19 protein-coding genes are annotated in these 17,184 nt (G+C 60.7%); 7 read left to right on the forward strand and 12 right to left on the reverse strand.

From position 1 onward, the window contains the following. Positions 1 to 17: 17 nt before the first annotated feature. Genes FTO60_RS00650 through FTO60_RS00660 form a run of 3 tightly spaced genes read right to left on the reverse strand, consistent with a single transcriptional unit; the run spans position 18 to position 2,412 of the window. Positions 18 to 971, reverse strand: a complete 954-nt coding sequence (locus FTO60_RS00650) for an OmpA family protein (RefSeq protein ID WP_148054153.1) — start codon at positions 969 to 971, stop codon at positions 18 to 20. Next, positions 971 to 1,672: a GNAT family N-acetyltransferase gene (locus tag FTO60_RS00655; RefSeq protein WP_254696846.1), complete on the reverse strand. Its 702-nt coding sequence runs from the start codon at positions 1,670 to 1,672 to the stop codon at positions 971 to 973. The genes FTO60_RS00650 and FTO60_RS00655 overlap by 1 nt, the downstream gene beginning before the upstream one ends. Before the next feature lie 17 nt (positions 1,673 to 1,689). Further along, positions 1,690 to 2,412, reverse strand: a complete 723-nt coding sequence (locus FTO60_RS00660) for a molybdopterin-binding protein (RefSeq protein WP_148054155.1) — start codon at positions 2,410 to 2,412, stop codon at positions 1,690 to 1,692. Positions 2,413 to 2,454: 42 nt separating this feature from the next. Here FTO60_RS00660 and sfsA point away from each other — a divergent pair, with 42 nt between their 5' ends. Both sfsA and map read left to right on the forward strand, forming a co-directional pair. Next, entirely contained in the window at positions 2,455 to 3,156 is a 702-nt protein-coding gene (gene sfsA, locus FTO60_RS00665; protein ID WP_148054156.1) for a DNA/RNA nuclease SfsA, read from the forward strand. A 54-nt stretch (positions 3,157 to 3,210) separates the two neighbouring features. Further along, a complete protein-coding gene (map, locus tag FTO60_RS00670; protein ID WP_148054157.1) occupies positions 3,211 to 4,020 on the forward strand; it encodes a type I methionyl aminopeptidase in 810 nt (269 codons plus the stop codon). Here map and rsmD read toward each other — a convergent pair. Both rsmD and FTO60_RS00680 read right to left on the reverse strand, forming a co-directional pair. After that, on the reverse strand, positions 4,017 to 4,568 hold the full coding sequence (gene rsmD, locus FTO60_RS00675) for a 16S rRNA (guanine(966)-N(2))-methyltransferase RsmD (RefSeq protein ID WP_148054158.1): 552 nt from the start codon (positions 4,566 to 4,568) through the stop codon (positions 4,017 to 4,019). The two genes, map and rsmD, sit on opposite strands and share 4 nt — an antisense overlap. Then, entirely contained in the window at positions 4,565 to 5,776 is a 1,212-nt protein-coding gene (locus FTO60_RS00680) for an NAD(P)/FAD-dependent oxidoreductase (RefSeq protein WP_148054159.1), read from the reverse strand. The genes rsmD and FTO60_RS00680 overlap by 4 nt, the downstream gene beginning before the upstream one ends. Positions 5,777 to 5,858: 82 nt before the next feature. Here FTO60_RS00680 and FTO60_RS00685 point away from each other — a divergent pair, with 82 nt between their 5' ends. Beyond that, positions 5,859 to 6,347 carry a peroxiredoxin gene (locus FTO60_RS00685; RefSeq protein ID WP_148054160.1) on the forward strand — a complete coding sequence of 163 codons (489 nt, stop codon included), beginning with the start codon at positions 5,859 to 5,861 and terminating at the stop codon, positions 6,345 to 6,347. A gap of 414 nt (positions 6,348 to 6,761) precedes the next feature. On the opposite strand, the gene FTO60_RS00690 is transcribed toward FTO60_RS00685, so the two are convergent. The 6 genes from FTO60_RS00690 to FTO60_RS00715 are packed head-to-tail and all read right to left on the reverse strand — an operon-like array spanning position 6,762 to position 12,557. Beyond that, a complete protein-coding gene (locus tag FTO60_RS00690) occupies positions 6,762 to 7,040 on the reverse strand; it encodes a 4a-hydroxytetrahydrobiopterin dehydratase (protein WP_148054161.1) in 279 nt (92 codons plus the stop codon). Further along, positions 7,037 to 8,218 carry a GNAT family N-acetyltransferase gene (locus FTO60_RS00695; protein WP_148054162.1) on the reverse strand — a complete coding sequence of 394 codons (1,182 nt, stop codon included), beginning with the start codon at positions 8,216 to 8,218 and terminating at the stop codon, positions 7,037 to 7,039. The genes FTO60_RS00690 and FTO60_RS00695 overlap by 4 nt, the downstream gene beginning before the upstream one ends. Positions 8,219 to 8,249: 31 nt before the next feature. Continuing rightward, complete coding sequence (locus FTO60_RS00700) at positions 8,250 to 9,002, reverse strand: glycerophosphodiester phosphodiesterase family protein (RefSeq protein ID WP_148054163.1); 753 nt, start codon at positions 9,000 to 9,002, stop codon at positions 8,250 to 8,252. Further along, complete coding sequence (locus FTO60_RS00705) at positions 8,999 to 9,463, reverse strand: RidA family protein (protein WP_148054164.1); 465 nt, start codon at positions 9,461 to 9,463, stop codon at positions 8,999 to 9,001. The genes FTO60_RS00700 and FTO60_RS00705 overlap by 4 nt, the downstream gene beginning before the upstream one ends. Before the next feature lie 59 nt (positions 9,464 to 9,522). Then, positions 9,523 to 10,821, reverse strand: a complete 1,299-nt coding sequence (locus tag FTO60_RS00710; protein WP_148054165.1) for an HlyD family type I secretion periplasmic adaptor subunit — start codon at positions 10,819 to 10,821, stop codon at positions 9,523 to 9,525. Then, complete coding sequence (locus tag FTO60_RS00715; protein ID WP_148054166.1) at positions 10,818 to 12,557, reverse strand: type I secretion system permease/ATPase; 1,740 nt, start codon at positions 12,555 to 12,557, stop codon at positions 10,818 to 10,820. The genes FTO60_RS00710 and FTO60_RS00715 overlap by 4 nt, the downstream gene beginning before the upstream one ends. Positions 12,558 to 12,754: 197 nt before the next feature. Here FTO60_RS00715 and FTO60_RS00720 point away from each other — a divergent pair, with 197 nt between their 5' ends. The 3 genes from FTO60_RS00720 to FTO60_RS00730 are packed head-to-tail and all read left to right on the forward strand — an operon-like array spanning position 12,755 to position 14,447. Continuing rightward, positions 12,755 to 13,495: a VacJ family lipoprotein gene (locus FTO60_RS00720; protein WP_254696847.1), complete on the forward strand. Its 741-nt coding sequence runs from the start codon at positions 12,755 to 12,757 to the stop codon at positions 13,493 to 13,495. Further along, positions 13,492 to 14,097, forward strand: a complete 606-nt coding sequence (locus tag FTO60_RS00725) for a phospholipid-binding protein MlaC (protein WP_148054168.1) — start codon at positions 13,492 to 13,494, stop codon at positions 14,095 to 14,097. The genes FTO60_RS00720 and FTO60_RS00725 overlap by 4 nt, the downstream gene beginning before the upstream one ends. After that, positions 14,097 to 14,447 (forward strand): hypothetical protein, encoded by a 351-nt coding sequence (locus FTO60_RS00730; protein WP_148054169.1) that lies wholly within the window; start codon positions 14,097 to 14,099, stop codon positions 14,445 to 14,447. The genes FTO60_RS00725 and FTO60_RS00730 overlap by 1 nt, the downstream gene beginning before the upstream one ends. On the opposite strand, the gene FTO60_RS00735 is transcribed toward FTO60_RS00730, so the two are convergent. Then, complete coding sequence (locus tag FTO60_RS00735; protein WP_148054170.1) at positions 14,444 to 16,564, reverse strand: transglycosylase domain-containing protein; 2,121 nt, start codon at positions 16,562 to 16,564, stop codon at positions 14,444 to 14,446. The two genes, FTO60_RS00730 and FTO60_RS00735, sit on opposite strands and share 4 nt — an antisense overlap. Before the next feature lie 277 nt (positions 16,565 to 16,841). Here FTO60_RS00735 and FTO60_RS00740 point away from each other — a divergent pair, with 277 nt between their 5' ends. Continuing rightward, positions 16,842 to 17,180, forward strand: a complete 339-nt coding sequence (locus tag FTO60_RS00740) for a P-II family nitrogen regulator (protein WP_148054171.1) — start codon at positions 16,842 to 16,844, stop codon at positions 17,178 to 17,180. Positions 17,181 to 17,184 lie beyond the last annotated feature (4 nt).

Genomic DNA, 17,184 nt, shown 5'->3' on the forward strand with positions numbered 1-17,184 from the left:
ATCGCAAAAACCATCGCCTATTCGGTCGAAATCAGGATCACCTCGACCCGCCGGTTCGCCTCGCGCCCTTCGGCCGTCAGGTTCGCGCGCACGGGCGACAGAAATCCCATGCCTTCGGCCTGTAGCTGGGCGCGGGTCACGCCGTAATCGCTGACCAACCGTTCAAGCACCGATCCCGCGCGGCGCTTTGACAGTGCGATATTGCCCTCAAGCGACCCTTCGGAATCCGTATGCCCCACCAGAGCGACCAGCCGCGCAGGGTGCGCGGCCAGATAATCGGCCAGCGTTTGCAGCGACTCATACGGCCCATCGTCAAGCTGGGCCGAGCCGGTCTCAAACGTCAGATCTGGCAAAATCACATGGCCATCCCGTTCCAAGGCCTCTGCGAAATCGCCCGCCGGTGCAGCCACGGTCGCGCGCAAATCCGGAGCGCTTGTTTCGGCGATGGCCGCGCCGCTGGGCGGGCCGACACGGGTGACCTGCACAAATCCAGCGCTGCTGCTGCGGCTGACCAAAAGGCTAACGAGTTCGCTGCCCGCATCGCTGTCACGGCGCGCCGCAAGATACTGAAAATCACCCAGATCCACATGCATGTCGGGTGCCGGAATCACATCAAGCGCAAAGCGGAAATCGAACCCGCCGCAGCCTTCGGTTTCGCAACTGAACACAACCTCGAAACCGCCGTCGCGCAATTGGTCCCGCAGCGGCAAAAGGATCTGCAACGCCGTCAACCGGCCGGCGTCTATGCGCCAGGCTTGTCGCGTCACCTCGCCCTCGCCGGTCAGGATTGGCATGGTGCCCTGTTCCCAGGCGCCCACTGGCATGGCGTAGCTGCCGATCGGTTCAACGATCTCGGCGCGCAGGTCCGCATTGCCCGGAAATTCAAGCGTGACGGCCCGCACGATTGTGGGCAGGCACATCAGCACGATTGCCACTACCCGACCACAGAATGTGACTGATCTGGACTTCATCACGCCTCGTTCAAAATGCGGTAGTGGTAGTGTCCCACAACCGACATACCAAGGGAAGCATAGAGCGTGCGAGAAGCCGCATTGGCCATTGTCGTCACCAACGCAAGCGAGGTCGCGCCCTGCTTTTGCGCCCAAAGGGCGGCGGCCACCGTCATTTGCCGCGCCAGCCCCTTGCGGCGGAAATCGCGCTGCACCTCAAGCGCATGGATCATGGCGCAGCCGTCGCTGATGCCGACGTATCCGGTGCCTGCGGGATGGTCGGCGACTCGCCCAAGAATCGTTGTCTTGGGACAGTCGGCGCGTTGCATCACGGCCAGCCGTCCGGCGCCAATCCCGCCCTCGGCCCAGATTTCACGCTGGGTCGCAAGGGGTGGCCAGACCTCGAAGGTGCGCAGCTCTGGCGGGCGTTGCAGGGTCATTTCCGCCAGCGGTGCGGCGAACATCACGACAGGGTCTTTGATGACATAGCCGCGCGCTTCAAGGGATTGATCCAACCCCGCATCGCCATCGCGGATCATGAACAGCGGCGTCTGGCCAAGGGCGCACATCGCCGCTTCGGCCACGCCAATCTCGGCCCCCTCGTCAACCAGCGTCGCTGCGGACACGCGGCTGCCACCGCCCTGACCCTCGCGGATGATCCAACCGGACTGGTGGCGCGCGTGGGCGGCGGGCCAGGTGCCGTCGATCACTGGGTAAAGCATGGCCGCATCAGGGCATATCATGCAGGAAACATACCGGCCAACCGCACCATCGCCGCATCAAGTGCAGCGCCGTCACTGCCGCGAATGACGATGTTGGCCCCATAGGCCCCGTCCTTTTGAAATGGATACGACCCGATAGAAAGCATCGGAAAATCGGCGGCCAGCCGTGCCAGCGGCCCGGCAATGTCGCCCTCGCCGCGATTGATCCGCAGGGTTTGTGACAACAGCGGTGCACCACCCGTCATCTGCGGCAAAACGCTTGCCAGCATTGCCTGAAACACGGCAGGCACCCCTGCCATCACATTCACGTTGCCAAGGGTGAAACCGGGGGCCACCGAGACCGGATTGTCAATCAGCACCGCATCATCGGGAATGCGTGCCATGCGCTTGCGCGCGTCGTTGAATTCAGACCCTTGCCGATCATAATGCGCCTGCAACAGCGCCGCCGCATCGGCCCGCACGTCGATATGTTTGCCAAAGGCGCGCGCGATACAATCGGCGGTGATGTCATCGTGGGTTGGGCCGATCCCGCCACTGGTGATCACATGATCAAACGCCTCCGACAGCGCCTGCACCGCCGCTATGATTGCATCGGCGTCATCGCTCACCACGCGGACCTCTTTCAGGTCAACCCCGATCTTGGCCAACTCACCGGCAAGGAAGTACATATTTGCATCGCGCGTGCGCCCCGACAGGATTTCATCCCCGATCACAAGCATGGCGGCAGTTGGGTTTGGCATGGTGGCTTCTCCTGTGTGGTGCTTTCGGTATAGGTCTGGGCCATGCAGTTTTCCACTCCTCTTGTGCCGGGCCGCCTGATCCGGCGTTACATGCGGTTTCTGGCCGATGTCGAATTGGACAACGGCAAGGTGGTCAAGGCCCACTGCCCCAATCCCGGTTCAATGATGGGGTTGAAGGACGCGGGCCTGCGCGTCTGGCTGGAACGCAACGACGACCCTCGGAAAAAGCTGGATTACGGCTGGCGTCTGATCGAAATGGGCGACACTTGGGTCGGGATTGACACCGGTGCAGCCAACAGGGTCGTCGGTGAAGGGTTGGCCGCAGGGCGGGTGCCGCAGCTTGCCGGTTTCGACACCATCCGTGCTGAGGTGAAATACGGCACCAACAGCCGGATCGATTTCCTGCTGGCGGGGGTGGGCGGCGAAACCTATGTCGAGGTCAAAAGCGTCACCCTGTCCCGCCAGGCGGGCCTTGCGGAGTTTCCCGACAGCGTCACCGCACGTGGGACCAAACACCTGAAAGAACTTGCAAGAATCGCGCAGAACGGCCAGCGCGCAGTCATGCTGTTCCTTGTCCAGCGCACCGATTGCACCCGTGTGACGCTCGCCGCTGATATTGATCCAACCTATGCCGCCGCGTTTGATGTGGCCATGCGGGCTGGCGTGCAGGTCATATGCCACACTGCCGATATCACCGCGCAAGGCGTGACCCTTGGCGGGGCGCTGCCCTTTACGCGGCCCTAGAACTTTGTCCGCACATGGCCTAAATAGCCCCCAAACGACACAAGGAACGGCGACGTGGACGAACCCAAAGGACGGCTGACCAAAGACGGTATTCGCATCTATGGCGAGGCTGATTTTGCAGGGATGCACGTGGCGGGAAAGCTCGCCGCACAAATCCTTGATGATATTGCGCAGCACGTCTTTGTCGGCCAGACCACGGGCGAACTGGACCGCCTGATCACGCAGATGGTCGATGACGCGGGCGCAAAAAGCGCGACCATCGGTTATCGCGGCTACCAACATGCCAGTTGCATCAGTGTGAACCACGTCGTGTGCCACGGCATTCCCGGCGACAAGAAACTGAAGGATGGCGATATCCTGAACATTGACGTGACCGTGATCGTTGATGGCTGGTTCGGCGACACCAGCCGGATGTATGTGGCCGGAACCCTGTCGCGCAAATCCGAACGCCTGATCCAGGTGACCCACGATGCGCTGATGTATGGGATCGAGGCCGCGCGCCCCGGCAATACCTTTGGCGATATCGGCCACGCGATCCAGACCTACGTCGAAAGCCAGCGCATGTCGGTTGTGCGTGATTTCTGCGGGCATGGGCTGGGCCGCGTATTCCACGCCCCGCCCAACGTGCTGCACTATGGCCGCGCCGGCACTGGTGCTGTGCTCGAAGAAGGCATGTTCTTTACGATCGAACCGATGGTGAACCTTGGCCGCCCCGAAACCAAGGTGCTGGCCGATGACTGGACAGCCGTGACCCGTGACAAATCCCTGTCGGCACAGTTTGAACATTCGATCGGTGTGACAGCCGGTGCGCCCGAGATTTTCACACTGTCACCCGCTGGAAAATTCCACCCGACCTACGGTTAGGGTGCCCCCAGCAAGGTGATATGCGTGTCGCCATAGCGGCGTTGGTCGTGCAGGGCGAACCCTTTGGGCGCAGGTTGCGACGCGCTTTCTTCCCAGACGATCAGGGCATCTGCGGCGATCCAGCCACCTGCCTGCGCGGCCTGCAGCGCGGCCAGCCCCAGCCCCTTGCCATAGGGCGGATCAAGGAACACGAGATCGCAGGGCGCGCTGGAATTGGGCGGCAGTCGTGTGGCGTCACGGGCGATAAGCGTGCAATCATCACCGCGCCGGACCTTGGCGATATTCTCGCGGATCAGCGTTTGCGCGACCCGCCCGTCATCGACAAATGTGGCATGGACCGCACCACGCGACAGCGCCTCGAGCCCCAGCGCACCAGTGCCGGCAAACAGGTCCAGCACCCGTGCCCCCGCCGGAAACCCATACCCCAGCAGCACCGAGAACAGGCTTTCACGCACGCGATCCGACGTGGGACGCAAATGTGCGCCCGCGTCCCCCTTGCCGACCGAAGCAAGCGTCAAGCCGCGGTGCTGTCCGGCAATGATCCTCACGCGCGCAACAGCGCTTTCATATCGGTCGCCGGGTCGATGATCAGCGTCGGATCGGGCGATTTTCCCGCCTCGATCAGCCGCTTGCCTACCATGTAATCGCGTGGATCGTTCATTGCGTCCACGGCAACCAACTGCCCGGCGCGATAATACCAATGGGATTGCCCGCCATGTTCGCCGCGGCGCACATGCACCGCGTCATAGCCCGCATTCAGCCCGGCGATCTGCAATTTGCAGTCAAATTGATCCGACCAGAACCACGGTTTCGCGTGATAGGGCACATCGCCACCCATCATGTTTTGCGCCACGACTTCGGCTTGATCAATTGCGTTGCCAACGCTTTCCAGCCGAATGCGTGTGCCGTTGAATTCGAACGACGCACAATCACCCGCTGCCCATATATGCGGATCGGATGTGCGGCCATGCAGGTCGGTGGCGATGCCGTTGTCGATCATCAGCCCGGCACTTTCGGCCAAAATGCTTGCAGGCGTGATACCGACACCGACAATCGCGAAATCCACCTCCAGCGTGCTACCATCCGCGAGCCGCGCGCCGGTCACATGGTCATCGCCCAGCAACCGATCAAGGCCGATACCTTCGCGGATATCAACACCGTGTTCGCGGTGCAGTGCGCGGAAATAGTCGGACGTTTCGGGGCAGGCGACCCGTTGCAAAATGCGGTCGGCCATTTCCACCAACGTCACATGCAGCCCTTTTTTCGCAGCAACCGCCGCTGCCTCGAGGCCAATGTAGCCACCACCGATGATCAGCACGCGCCGCCCTTGGACAAATTCGGGGGCCATCGCATCGGCGTCCTGCAAATCACGCACCGTATAAACACCCTCCAGATCGCCACCAATCGCTGCAGGGAGCATGCGAGGGTGCGATCCCGTGGTCAGGGCAAGGGCGTCATATGTCATTTCCTCGCCCCCCTCCAGCGTCAGGGTTTGCGCTGCAGGATCAATCGCCACGACCCGCGTGCCGGTGCGCAAGGTGATCGCGTTGTCGGCGTAATACTCGGCCGGGCGCAAATACAGCCGGGGTTCGTCCATCTCGCCCAGCAGATAGGCCTTGGATAGGGGCGGACGCTGGTAGGGTGGCACGGCCTCGGCCCCGATCAGGGTGATATCGCCATCAAATCCACAACTGCGCAGCTTCGCAACCAGCGACGATCCTGCCTGCCCGCCACCTACGATTACAAAATGGGCCATTCCACGTCTCCCGACTGGTTGTCTGAACGCCAAACGCTATATTGGACGGTAAGATAAACGCAATTCCCCAATGAGGTGAAACATGACAATTTCCCAAGGCGACACCCTTCCCGATGCCACCCTTTATCAAATGGGCGCCGAGGGGCCCGAGGCGGTTGCGCTGTCCAGCCTGACCAAAGGCCGCAAGGTTGTGATCTTTGCATTGCCCGGCGCCTATACGGGCACCTGCACGACGGCCCATGTGCCCAGTTTCATCCGCACCCGAGACCAGTTCGCGGCAAAGGGTGTGGATGATGTGATCTGCATCAGTGTCAATGATCCGTTTGTGATGGGGGCTTGGGGCGAGAGCACCGGCGCGACACACGCAGGGATCAAGATGCTGGGCGATAGCGCGGCCGAATTTACCAAGGCGATCGGCATGGATTTCACGGCTCCGCCCGCAGGTCTGATTGACCGGTCCAAGCGGTTCTCGATGTTGGTGGATGACGGCGTGGTTACGATCCTGAACGAGGAAGGCAGCCCAGGCGAATGCGAGATTTCCGCCGGCGAAACGCTGCTGGACCAGATGTAAGACAAAGGGGCGCCGATTGCGGCGCCCTTTGCCGTAAATGGTGCAGCACGGAACCCAGAGCCGTTCAGAGCAACTTGATGCGATGAACGGCCACTTTGCGGACGAAGCAGCCGTCGCCAAAGGTCAATAAGTCGGGCGGTCGGCGGCCCGTAGGTTGGCGATAAGACACTGCCGCATTGGCGCTTTATGGCGGCCAAGCACATCTTTCGGATCGGCATGATGTGCGGTTGGCAAAATCGCCGACCCGTGGGGACGGGCCGACGATCGCCCGGCGGCTTCGCCTTGATTCCGGGCGGTCCAGCATCTCTTGGCAGGCGTCACTTCGGGCTCAAAGCGGTCATTGCGCTCCGAGTCCACTGCGGGTTATCAGGTGCATCGTTCACTGCAAAGGGCCGTCGCCGCGGCGTCCTTTCGTTATCCGGCGATCGCGTCCATCTTGCGGGCCAGTTTGACGTCCAGTTCGCTTAGCCCGCCGGTGTCATGGGTTGTCAGCCCCACGTTGACGGTCTTGTAGACATTGGACCATTCTGGGTGGTGGTTCAGCTTTTCTGCCCAGATTGCCGCTTGGGTCATGAACCCGAAGGCGGCGACGAAATTGGCAAAGACAAATTCCTTTTCCAACCGCGTGCTGTCGGCATTCAGTTCCCAGCCATTCGCGACCAGTTCCTGCACATCGTCCTTCAAATCACTCATTGATGATCCTCCTCGTCTGTGTTGCGAAACGGGCCGTAGGATGTGAGAATCTCGATATCCTCGTCCACCGCATTGCGTTCGGCCTCAAGGTAATTCGCCACGGCCCCGCGGAAACCCGCATCACCAAACCAGTGTAACGAATGGGTCGTTACCGGCATGTATCCGCGCGCCAGCTTGTGTTCGCCCTGCGCGCCCGCTTCGACCAGTCGCAAGCCATGCTGGATCGCGTAATCTATCGCCTGATAGTAGCACACTTCGAAATGCAGGCAGGCGTGATGTTCACTGCACCCCCAGTAGCGGCCATAAAGCGTGTCGCGCCCGATCATGTTCAGCGCCCCTGCCACCGGCACACCATCGCGCTGGGCCAGCACCAGCAAAATGTCGTCGCGCAGGCTGTCATGGGCAATTTCGAAAAACCGCCGCGTCAGATAGGGCGTGCCCCATTTGCGCCCGCCCGTGTCCTGATAGAACTGCCAGATATAGTCCCAGTGGTGTGGTGCGATCTGATCACTGGTGAGTGTCACGATGTCGCCACCGAACCCTTGAGCCGTGGCGCGCTCCTTGCGGATATTCTTGCGCTTGCGGGCCGAAAGCTGTGCCAGAAAGGCGTCGAAATCCGCATAGTCTGCGTTGCGCCAATGAAATTGCTGGCTGGTGCGGTGCAGCAGGCCCATTTCTGCCCCCGCCAGCGCTTCGGCTTGGGTGCAGAACGTCACATGGAGCGAGGATAATTCGTTATCAGCCGCGATTTGCACAGCACCCTGCACCAGCGCGGACATACCCGCCACCTCGAACCCCGGACGGGTCAGAAACCGTCGCCCCGTGGCAGGGGTAAACGGCACAGCCATCTGAAGTTTCGGATAATACCGCCCGCCCGCCTGTTCATAGGCATGGGCAAAGTTGTGATCGAAAATGTATTCGCCCTGACTGTGGCTTTTGGCATAAAGTGGTGCAACGGCAATGACTTGCCCATCTTGGCGCGCCGAAAGATAGCGCGGCTGCCAGCCCGTTCCCGTGCCAATACTCCCGCTGTCTTCAATCGCTTTCAGAAATCGGTAGGTGGTGAAGGGATCAACCGGGCGGCCGCCATCTGTGACCTCGGGGCAGGCGCAGGCATCCCAATCGGCGGGATCGATCCCCGCAAGACTGGGGTGGGCGGTTATTTCGATGTCACTCATAAGGCTGAGATTGGCCCGCGCGGCGTTGAGGTCAAGCGGCGTAACCTTCAAATGTCACGTTATCGGCGATGCGGCGTGCGCGTATTTCGTCCTTGCGTGACCGGATCGTCCAGCAAAACACCGCCGCGCCCTGTTCTTTCAACGCTTTGACGCGTGGATTGTCCAGATCACTGGCCTGATGGCTGATAAAGCACGATCCGGTATCATCATAATCAGGAATGCCGCGCAACCGTTCACGGGTTTTCGCGGGGATTGTTGGCCAGTCTTCGGCGGGGAAATGGCAGGTCGTCAGACCGCGCGCGATATGCGGTGCGATTTGCGCCATCAGCGCGACCGTATGCGGATTGAACGACATCACCGCCACATCACCGTCGTATCCGGCCAGCGCGCGCGCGGTTGCCTGTTCCAATGGGCCAATACCCTGACCCAAAGCGCCGTCCTGATCCTTAAGCTCAATCAGCAGCGGCACGGCCCCGACGACCTGCCGTAATATCTGGGAGAGTGTCGGGATCGTATCCCTCCCGCCCTTCAGCTTGATTTGCCCCAGTTCGGCGGCGCTGCGGTGTGCGATGGGCCCAACCTCGTCTGTCAAGCGATCCAAGGCGTAGTCGTGAAAAACCATCGCCCGCCCATCGCTGGAAAGCTGCACATCCAGTTCAATCCCATAGCCCCCGGCGATCGCAGCGGCAAAGGCAGCGGGCGAATTTTCAGGGCAGGCGCGGTCAATGTCGTGGAAGGCACGATGCGCAATCGGGCGGGTAAAAAACGATTGAGGCAGGGTCATTTGATCCGGAATATCCCCTCGATTTCCACGGCGACACCTAGGGGCAGCGCGGCGGCACTGACGGCGGACCGGGTGTGGCGACCGACATCGCCCAAGGCTTCGACCAGGAAATCGGAGCAGCCATTGATGACCTTGGGTTGATCGGTGAAATCGGCTGTGGAATTGACGAAACCCGTCAGTTTGATGACCTTGACCAACCGGTCGAGATCACCGTCACAGGCTGCGCGCACCTGCGCCAAAAGACTGATCGCACAGGCGCGTGCGGCCACCGCGCCATCCGCAACAGACATCCCATCGCCAAGGCGCCCCTTGATCAACCCGTCAGGCCCGTTGGAAATCTGGCCCGACACATAAACGATATCGCCCACCGTCACGAAAGGTACGTAATTGGCCAAAGGTGCAGGCACATCGGGCAGGGTCACACCCAGTGCGGCAAGGCGGGATTCGATGGCAGAAGTCATGGTGCGTCCTTTGTGCAGCGGCTGATCCAAAGGCTAGCGGGGACGCGCGGCAGGGGCAATCAACTCTCGCGGAAGGCCCGGGCGAAATAATCCGCCAGCGGCTTGACGAGATATGCCAGCGGCGTGCGTTCGGCGGTGCGAATAAAGGCATCGACGGGCATCCCCGGGATCAAGACAAACCCGTCTGGCAGGCGCGAGATTTCGCCTTCGCCCAACACGATTTCCGCGCGATAATACGACTGCCCGGTGTTTTCATCCTGAAACGCATCCGGCGAAATCAGGCTGACGCGGCCGAAAAGTTCGGGCGTTTCGCGTTGATCAAAGGCGGAAAACCGCAGGGCGACCTCTTGTTGCAGGCTGATCTGGTCAATGTCGGTGAGCGCGATCTGTGCGGCAATCACAAGCGGGCGGTCCTGCGGCACCAGATAAAGCAGGGGATCAGCGGCGCGCACGACTGACCGTTCTGCAAACACGCGCATCCCGTAAACCACGCCGGACACGGGCGCGCGGATATCCAGACGGTCCAACTGGTTGCGCAGGGTGCGGCGGCGTTCACGCAGTTCCAGTTCGTTATATTGCAGGTCGCGCAGGCGCGTTATCGCCTCCTCGCGGCGCTGCGCGTCAAGTTTCAGCAGTTCGATTTCAATTTCGGTGATGCGGCCTTCGGCCTGCGCAATTCCGGCGACCAACTCGCCCGCGCGCCCGCGCAGCGATGCCTCCTCGCGCTGGAGGGCCAGGACACGGCTGGCCTGGGCAAGGCCGCGGTCCAGCAGGCTTTGCTGGCTGGCAAGCTCTTGTTCGATCAGGGCAAGCTGCGCTGTCAGTGCTTCTTCCTGCGCGCGAATCCCGTCGATCTGACTGGCGATCTGGCCGCTCCGGCGGGCAAGTTGTTCTTTTTCCTGCGCGACAGATTCGCGGCGCGCCTCAAAAAGGCGGGTCTGACCGTCACGCAGGGCCAGGGTTTCATCACCGGCCTCGATCAAAAGCGGGTCAAAAACCAATTCATCGGCCAGATCGCGCTCGGCCTCAAAGCGCGCGCGGCGCGCGACGATCTCGAACAATTGCCCTTCGACAACGGCCAGTTCCGAACGCAGGTCAACCGCATCAAGCTGGATCAACAGATCGCCCACGGCGACCAAATCGCCCTCGCCGACCAGAATTGAGGCAACGATCCCGCCGTCCGGGTGCTGGATGACCTGACGGTTCTGATCAACCTCGATCTGGCCACTAGCGATCACCGCTCCGGTGATCTGCGCCATTACGGCCCAAGTGCCAAAGCCGCCGATCAGCACCACCAGCGCCAGCAATCCCAGAAACAAAGGCCGTTTGACCGACCAGGAATTTACCGGCGCGCTCATGTCACGCCCCCGCCCTTGCCGATAGATTTCTTGATGTCCTGATGGTTGCTGACCATGTCTGCCAAAACCTTGTCCTTGGGGCCAAAGGCCCGCATCGCCCCGCCTTCGATCACCAAAAGCATATCGCATTGTTCGATCGCCGCCGGACGGTGCGCCATGATGAACACAACGCGGCCTTCGTCCTTCATCACGCGGATCGCCTGGTTCAAGGCGACGCTGCCGTCATTATCAAGGTTCGAGTTAGGTTCGTCCAATACCAGCACCACCGGGTCGCCGTACATCGCCCGGGCCAGCCCGATCCGCTGGATTTGTCCGCCCGATAGCCGGCCGCCGTTGGCGCTGACATGGGTGTCATAGCCATCGGGCAGTCTCAGGATCATCTCGTGGGCGGCGGCACGTTTCGCGGCCTTGATCACCTCACCGTCGTCAGGAGCCTGCGACATCCGTGCGATGTTGTCCTTGATGGTGCCATCAAACAGCTGCACGCGCTGGGGCAGATAGCCGATGTGCTTGCCCAAAGTATCGGGATCGTATTGATCAAGGGCCGCCCCATCTAGGCGGATCTTGCCGCCTGCGGGGCGCCAGACACCGGTCAGCGCGCGCGCCAGTGTCGACTTGCCGGACCCGGAGGTGCCGATCACGCCGACCGCCTGTCCGGGCTGCACCTTGAAACTGATCATCCGCAGGGCGGCCTGTTGTTCGCCGGGCGGAACAACAGTGACTTGCTGCGCGTCGATCACCGCTTTGGGCGTGGGCAGGGCGGTGCGCGCAACGTCTTCGGGAATATCGCCCAGCAAGACAGCCAGATTGCGCCAGCCTTCGCGACCACGCTGCAACACGGGCCACTGGCCGATCAGCAGTTCAATCGGCGCCAGCGCTCGCCCAAGCAGGATCGACCCGGCGATCATCGCGCCCGGTGTCAATTCACCCTGCAACACAAGATAGGCGCCAAGGCCCAGCATTGCCGATTGCAGGAACAGGCGAAATGCCTTGGTCAGCGCGGTATAACTGCCCGCCAGATCGGACGCGGAAATCGCCGCACCCAAGGATTGATCCCGCGCATCCTGCCAGCGCGAAAACGCCGCATCGCGCATCCCCAATGAATGCACCAACTCGCTTTCGGCGCGGATTTGCTGGCCCGTGAATTCGGCCTGATGGGTCATCTGGTTGGCGCGCTCAAGCGGGCGGCGGGTGGACAGCTGGTTGGCCAGCGCCACCGCGATCAAAATGGCCCCGCCTGCGAGCGCCAGATAACCCATGAACGGGTGAAAGATGAAAATGCCGACGACAAACAGCGGTGCCCACGGCAGATCAAACAGTGCCATCAACACCGGCGACGTGATCATCCGTTGCACCGATTCCAGATCGCGCAAACCGGTGGCCGCTTCGGTCGGGGCGCGGTTCATCGTTGTGGCCTTCATCACGGCGGCAAAGACGCGGCGATCTAGGCGCGCCTGAAATTTCGCGCCGACACGAGCCATGATCCGCCCGCGCGTGTAATCCAGAATGCCCATCATCGCATAAAGAAAGCCAACCAGCACCGACAGCGCGATCAATGTCTCAAGCGAACGCGACCCCAGCACGCGATCATAGACGTTCAGCATATACAGCGGACCGGTGAGCATCAGCAGGTTCACAACCAGACTGAAAATCGCAACGATCCAATACAGCGTCCGGCTTTCGCGACGAACGGCGCGCAATTGGGCGTGTCCCTGACTTGCTGTATCCCTGTTCATGCGCGTGTTTCCGCCCTGCCGAATTGTTTTCGCCGCATCCTTGTGACAGAAGCGGGTGAATAATTGTTTCCCATCAGACACGTCTTGGGCCAGAGTTTGGAAATACCCTGTTCTTTCCGTGTCCTGCAACTATGTGTGACACGTTAGCAATCAAAGCGCCGAGAATTCCATTGTCCGTTTCATTAAATAAGCATTTCTTGCGTGGTTGCGTCCTTTGTGCCGGTGTGGTGCTGGCGGCCTGCACGCCTGCGCAACCCGGTGCGCAATTCAATGATCCATACGAAAGCACGAACCGCGGTATCCACGAATTCAACAAGGGTCTGGATCAGGCGCTGTTGCGTCCCGCGGGGCAAGTTACCGCCGCGACCCCTGAAGTTGTCACGACGCCCGTTGCGAATTTCGCCGATAATGTGGGTCTGCCGGGAATGATCGTGAACGGCATCCTGCAAGGCGACATCGGCGGGGCTGCCACGAATACCATGCGGTTTGTTCTGAACACGACAGTCGGGTTTGGCGGGTTGTTTGACCCTGCCGGTGGCATCGGGCTGAACGAAGAAACGACCGATTTTGGCGAAACGCTTGCCGTATGGGGCGCCCCCGAGGGGGCCTACCTTGAATTGCCGGTGCTTGGCCCGTCGACGGAACGTGACGCCGTTGGCCAGCTGGTTGATCTCGTGATTGATCCGCTGGCACGCTACGGCACCGCCGAGCAGGCCAGGGCGGCAACCGCCGCACGTGTGGCGGATGTGGCGATTTCGCGCGGCCGGTTCGGCGATACGGTGGACTCGGTTCTGTATGATAGTGCGGACAGTTATGCCCAAGCACGGCTTCTTTACTTGCAAAATCGCCGGTTTGAGCTTGGAGTAACCGATGAAAGCACGGGGATCGACCCCTTTGCAGACCCGTTTATTGACCCTTTCGCGGAGCCTTTTGAATGATGCGTCCATTGAATACACGCCGCCAGTTTTTGATCACCGCAGGTGTCGCAGCCACGGCCACGGCCCTGCCGCTGCCTGCTTTCGCGCTAAGTAGCGAACAGGCGCAGGGGCTTGTCACAAGTGCGGTGAACGACATCAACACGATCATCGCATCCGGTGGGTCCGAAGCCGCGATGATCCGTCAGTTTGAAGGTATTTTCGACCGTTACGCCGATACCGTCTACATCGCGTCCTTCGCGCTGGGCAATGATCGCCGCAGCGCATCACAGTCGCAAATTCAGGCCTTTGTCGAGGCGTTTCGCACCTATGTCGCTGCCAAATATGGCCGCCGTTTCCGCGAGTTCATCGGCGGACAGATCACGGTCGTCAACGCCAAGGCGGTCAATAGCTGGATCGAGGTTGAAACCACCGTTGCGCTGCGCAACCAGTCGCCGTTTCGGGTGGATTTCCATGTCTCCGACCGCCCGGGCAAACCGGTCTTTTTCAACCTGATCATCGAAGGCGTGAACATGCTTTTGTCCGAACGCACCGAAATCGGCGCGATGCTGGACCGTCGCGGCGGCAACATTGATGCGCTGATCAACGATCTGCGCAATTCGTGATGCGTGTTCTGGCAGCAGTCCTTGCGTTTGTGGCGCTTCCGGCGCTGGCCGATACCTTTGACGGCGTCTACCGCCAAAGCGAAAACGCCGATTGTGCGCTGATCGGCGTCGATGGTGGATCGTTGAAAATCGAGAATGGCATCTTTTACGGCGTCGAGATGGAGTGCCGGATGACCCGCCCCGTCAATGTGGTCGATATGGATGCGATGCTTTATACGCTTCAGTGTTCGGGCGAAGACCAGACCTGGTCGGAGCGCGCAATGGTCATGAAAGACGCGCAGTCCGACGGTGGGATCATCATGCTTTGGAACGGCTACGCCTTTCGGTATAGCCGCTGCCCCGACAGTTAATTCGCGCGATTTTGCAGATCAAGGATAAGCTGGTCGATCAGATCCTCGGTAACGACATTTTCCGAGGGGCGCTGCGCAAACGTCCGCTGCATCGGCAGAGGTGTCGGTTGCAAATCCGACAACACCCGCGTCATGGTTTCGCGCCAGATTTCCGCAGGCAACGTTGACCCGGTGACGCCGGTCAGGGGCGTGTTGTCGTCATAGCCCATCCAGACACCGGTCACATAATCACCCGAAAAGCCGATGAACCACGCATCCCGCGCCGCCTGAGTCGTGCCCGTTTTGCCTGCGATTTCCCAGCCGTCAATCTGCGCGCGTCGACCCGTGCCGGTTTCAACGACCTGATACATCATCCACGTCAATTGCCGTGCGGCCTCTTCGCGGATCACCCGTTCGCGGATGCCGCCGGTGGCTGTCATCAACGGCTCGCTGTCGCCCATGATGCGAAGCGACACCAGCCCATAGGGCGTGACCGCCGATCCACCGTTAAGAATGCCCGCGTAGGCGCCGGTCATTTCGACCAGCGTGCTTTCGGATGCGCCCAGCGCCAAGGCGGGACCGGCTGCCAGATCGCTGGAAATCCCGAACCCCTGCGCGACAGCGCGCACGTTTTCGCGACCCATTTCCTCGGACAGGCGCACCGCAGGAATATTCAGCGATGCGGACAAGGCTTCGGTCAAGGTCACGGGTCCGCGGAAATTGCGCGAATAGTTCTTGGGTGACCAAGGGCCAGAGCCGGGCACGTTAATCGTCAGCGGCTCGTCCAGCACGATATCATTCGGTGTCATGCCCAGTTCCAGCGCCGTCGCATAAACGAAGGGTTTGAATGCAGACCCGGTTTGACGCAACGCCTGCGTGGCGCGGTTGAATGCGCCCGTTCCATCGGTGTTGCGCCCGCCGACCATCGCGCGCACCGCGCCATCGGCTGACATCACGACAATCGCCGCCTGCGCCTCAGAGCCTTCGCTTACCCTGCTTTCGAAAACCCAGGCCAGGGCCTCTTCGGCGGCGGTCTGCATCCGTTGGTCGATCGTTGTCTGAATCACCACATCCTCGGTGGTTGTGCTGGTAAAGAACTCTGGCCCCTGATCCATGACCCAATCGGCAAAATACCCACCTGCACGGCGTTCAGCAGCGGCTGACAGCCCGGCAGGGTTCGTGCGCGCTTCCTCGGCGGCACTGCTCGAAAGATAGCCTTGTTCCTCCATCAAATTGATCACCAGATTGGCGCGGTCGCGCGACCGCTGCAGATTGCTTGTGGGCGCAAGTGTCGAAGGCGCCTTGAGCAAACCCGCCAGCATCGCCGCTTCGGCGGGGGTCACTTCGGCCGCGCTGCGACCAAAATAGCGGTTCGCCGCCGCCTCGAACCCGCGACTGCCCGCCCCTAGATAAGCGCGGTTGAGATAGATCGTCAGGATTTCATCCTTGGAATAGCGCACTTCCATCGCCAGCGCATAAACCGCCTCTTGAACCTTGCGCCACAGGGTCGTGCGGCGGCAATCGCGTTCATAGTCGGTTTCGCTTTCCCAGACGTCCGCATCAAACGGGCGACCAAGACACAAAAGCTTCGCGGTCTGCTGCGTGATCGTCGACCCGCCGTTGCCCGACAAAGGGCCGCGTCCTTCGTTCAGGTTGATGCGTATCGCACTGGCAACCCCGCGCGGCGAAATTCCGAGATGGTTATAGAATCGCTTGTCCTCGGTCGCGACAACGGCGTTGCGCAAATGCACCGATACGGTCGTCGCCGTGACCATCCCGCCATACTGGTCGCCGCGCCAGGCAAAGACCGTGCCCTCACGATCTGACAGCGTGACCGAGCCGCGCATGCGTGCGTCCACAAGGTCTGTGATCGGTGGAAGGGTCGATGCGTAATATATCACCCCAAGCGCCACAAATGCGCCAACGGCCAACCCGGCACGCCAGCCAATACGCCACAGCAGGCCGGTCATCCACCAGATGAAACGGCCGAAAAACCCCAGGATACGGCGCAAAAGCCCGCGCGGCTTTTTCTTGCGGACCGCGGGTTTGCGCGCACGCGTCTTCGGCGCTACCTTTGACGGTTTCGCGTATCGGCGATCTGCGACCAAAGGCTTGCGGCCACCACTTTTGTTACTCATCTGCTCTGCCCGCTTTTTCCAAGGGATCAGTCCATTTTTCCCGAACATACCCCGCGCGAACGGGTTTGTAGAGGGGGGCGATTCTCATTGCGCGCCTTTTTGACATGCCTAATTTTTAGGCGCACTAGTTGATTTGTGCAAAAATTGTGCAATTCGGGTAAATATTGACCTTTGCAGGCGCAGCATTTCCTTGAGCATCCCCAGTCATTGCGCCCTTTTGCAGGGGTAAGCGGCCTGTCGCGCAGTGACAGTGCCGCGTCATCGCAAGGGGAACAACGTGAAACTGATCATTGCAACAATCAAACCGTTCAAGCTCGAGGAGGTCCGCGAAGCGCTGACCACGATGGGCGTGCGCGGCATGATGGTGACCGAGGTCAAGGGCTTTGGCTCGCAGTCCGGTCATACCGAAATCTACCGGGGCGCGGAATATGCCGTGAACTTCGTGCCCAAGGTCAAACTTGAACTCGTCGTCTCAGCCGCGATGGCCGACGACGTCGTGCAGACCATCGCCAAGACGGCACGCACCGAGAAAATCGGCGACGGCAAAATCTTTGTTCTTGATGTCGAGAGCGCGCTGCGTGTGCGCACCGGCGAAACCAATGACGACGCGCTGTAAGCGC

The organism is Octadecabacter sp. SW4 (genome assembly GCF_008065155.1).
Taxonomy (GTDB): Bacteria; Pseudomonadota; Alphaproteobacteria; order Rhodobacterales; family Rhodobacteraceae; genus SW4.

Excerpts from the sequence above, each read along its gene's own strand:
- FTO60_RS00650 (WP_148054153.1), bottom strand. The coding sequence starts at position 971 with ATGAAGTCCAGATCAGTCACATTCTGTGGTCGGGTAGTGGCAATCGTG.
- FTO60_RS00655 (WP_254696846.1), bottom strand. The coding sequence starts at position 1,672 with ATGCTTTACCCAGTGATCGACGGCACCTGGCCCGCCGCCCACGCGCGC.
- FTO60_RS00660 (WP_148054155.1), bottom strand. The coding sequence starts at position 2,412 with ATGCCAAACCCAACTGCCGCCATGCTTGTGATCGGGGATGAAATCCTG.
- sfsA (WP_148054156.1), top strand. The coding sequence starts at position 2,455 with ATGCAGTTTTCCACTCCTCTTGTGCCGGGCCGCCTGATCCGGCGTTAC.
- FTO60_RS00680 (WP_148054159.1), bottom strand. The coding sequence starts at position 5,776 with ATGGCCCATTTTGTAATCGTAGGTGGCGGGCAGGCAGGATCGTCGCTG.
- FTO60_RS00685 (WP_148054160.1), top strand. The coding sequence starts at position 5,859 with ATGACAATTTCCCAAGGCGACACCCTTCCCGATGCCACCCTTTATCAA.
- FTO60_RS00690 (WP_148054161.1), bottom strand. The coding sequence starts at position 7,040 with ATGAGTGATTTGAAGGACGATGTGCAGGAACTGGTCGCGAATGGCTGG.
- FTO60_RS00695 (WP_148054162.1), bottom strand. The coding sequence starts at position 8,218 with ATGAGTGACATCGAAATAACCGCCCACCCCAGTCTTGCGGGGATCGAT.
- FTO60_RS00700 (WP_148054163.1), bottom strand. The coding sequence starts at position 9,002 with ATGACCCTGCCTCAATCGTTTTTTACCCGCCCGATTGCGCATCGTGCC.
- FTO60_RS00705 (WP_148054164.1), bottom strand. The coding sequence starts at position 9,463 with ATGACTTCTGCCATCGAATCCCGCCTTGCCGCACTGGGTGTGACCCTG.
- FTO60_RS00710 (WP_148054165.1), bottom strand. The coding sequence starts at position 10,821 with ATGAGCGCGCCGGTAAATTCCTGGTCGGTCAAACGGCCTTTGTTTCTG.
- FTO60_RS00715 (WP_148054166.1), bottom strand. The coding sequence starts at position 12,557 with ATGAACAGGGATACAGCAAGTCAGGGACACGCCCAATTGCGCGCCGTT.
- FTO60_RS00725 (WP_148054168.1), top strand. The coding sequence starts at position 13,492 with ATGATGCGTCCATTGAATACACGCCGCCAGTTTTTGATCACCGCAGGT.
- FTO60_RS00730 (WP_148054169.1), top strand. The coding sequence starts at position 14,097 with ATGCGTGTTCTGGCAGCAGTCCTTGCGTTTGTGGCGCTTCCGGCGCTG.
- FTO60_RS00735 (WP_148054170.1), bottom strand. The coding sequence starts at position 16,564 with ATGAGTAACAAAAGTGGTGGCCGCAAGCCTTTGGTCGCAGATCGCCGA.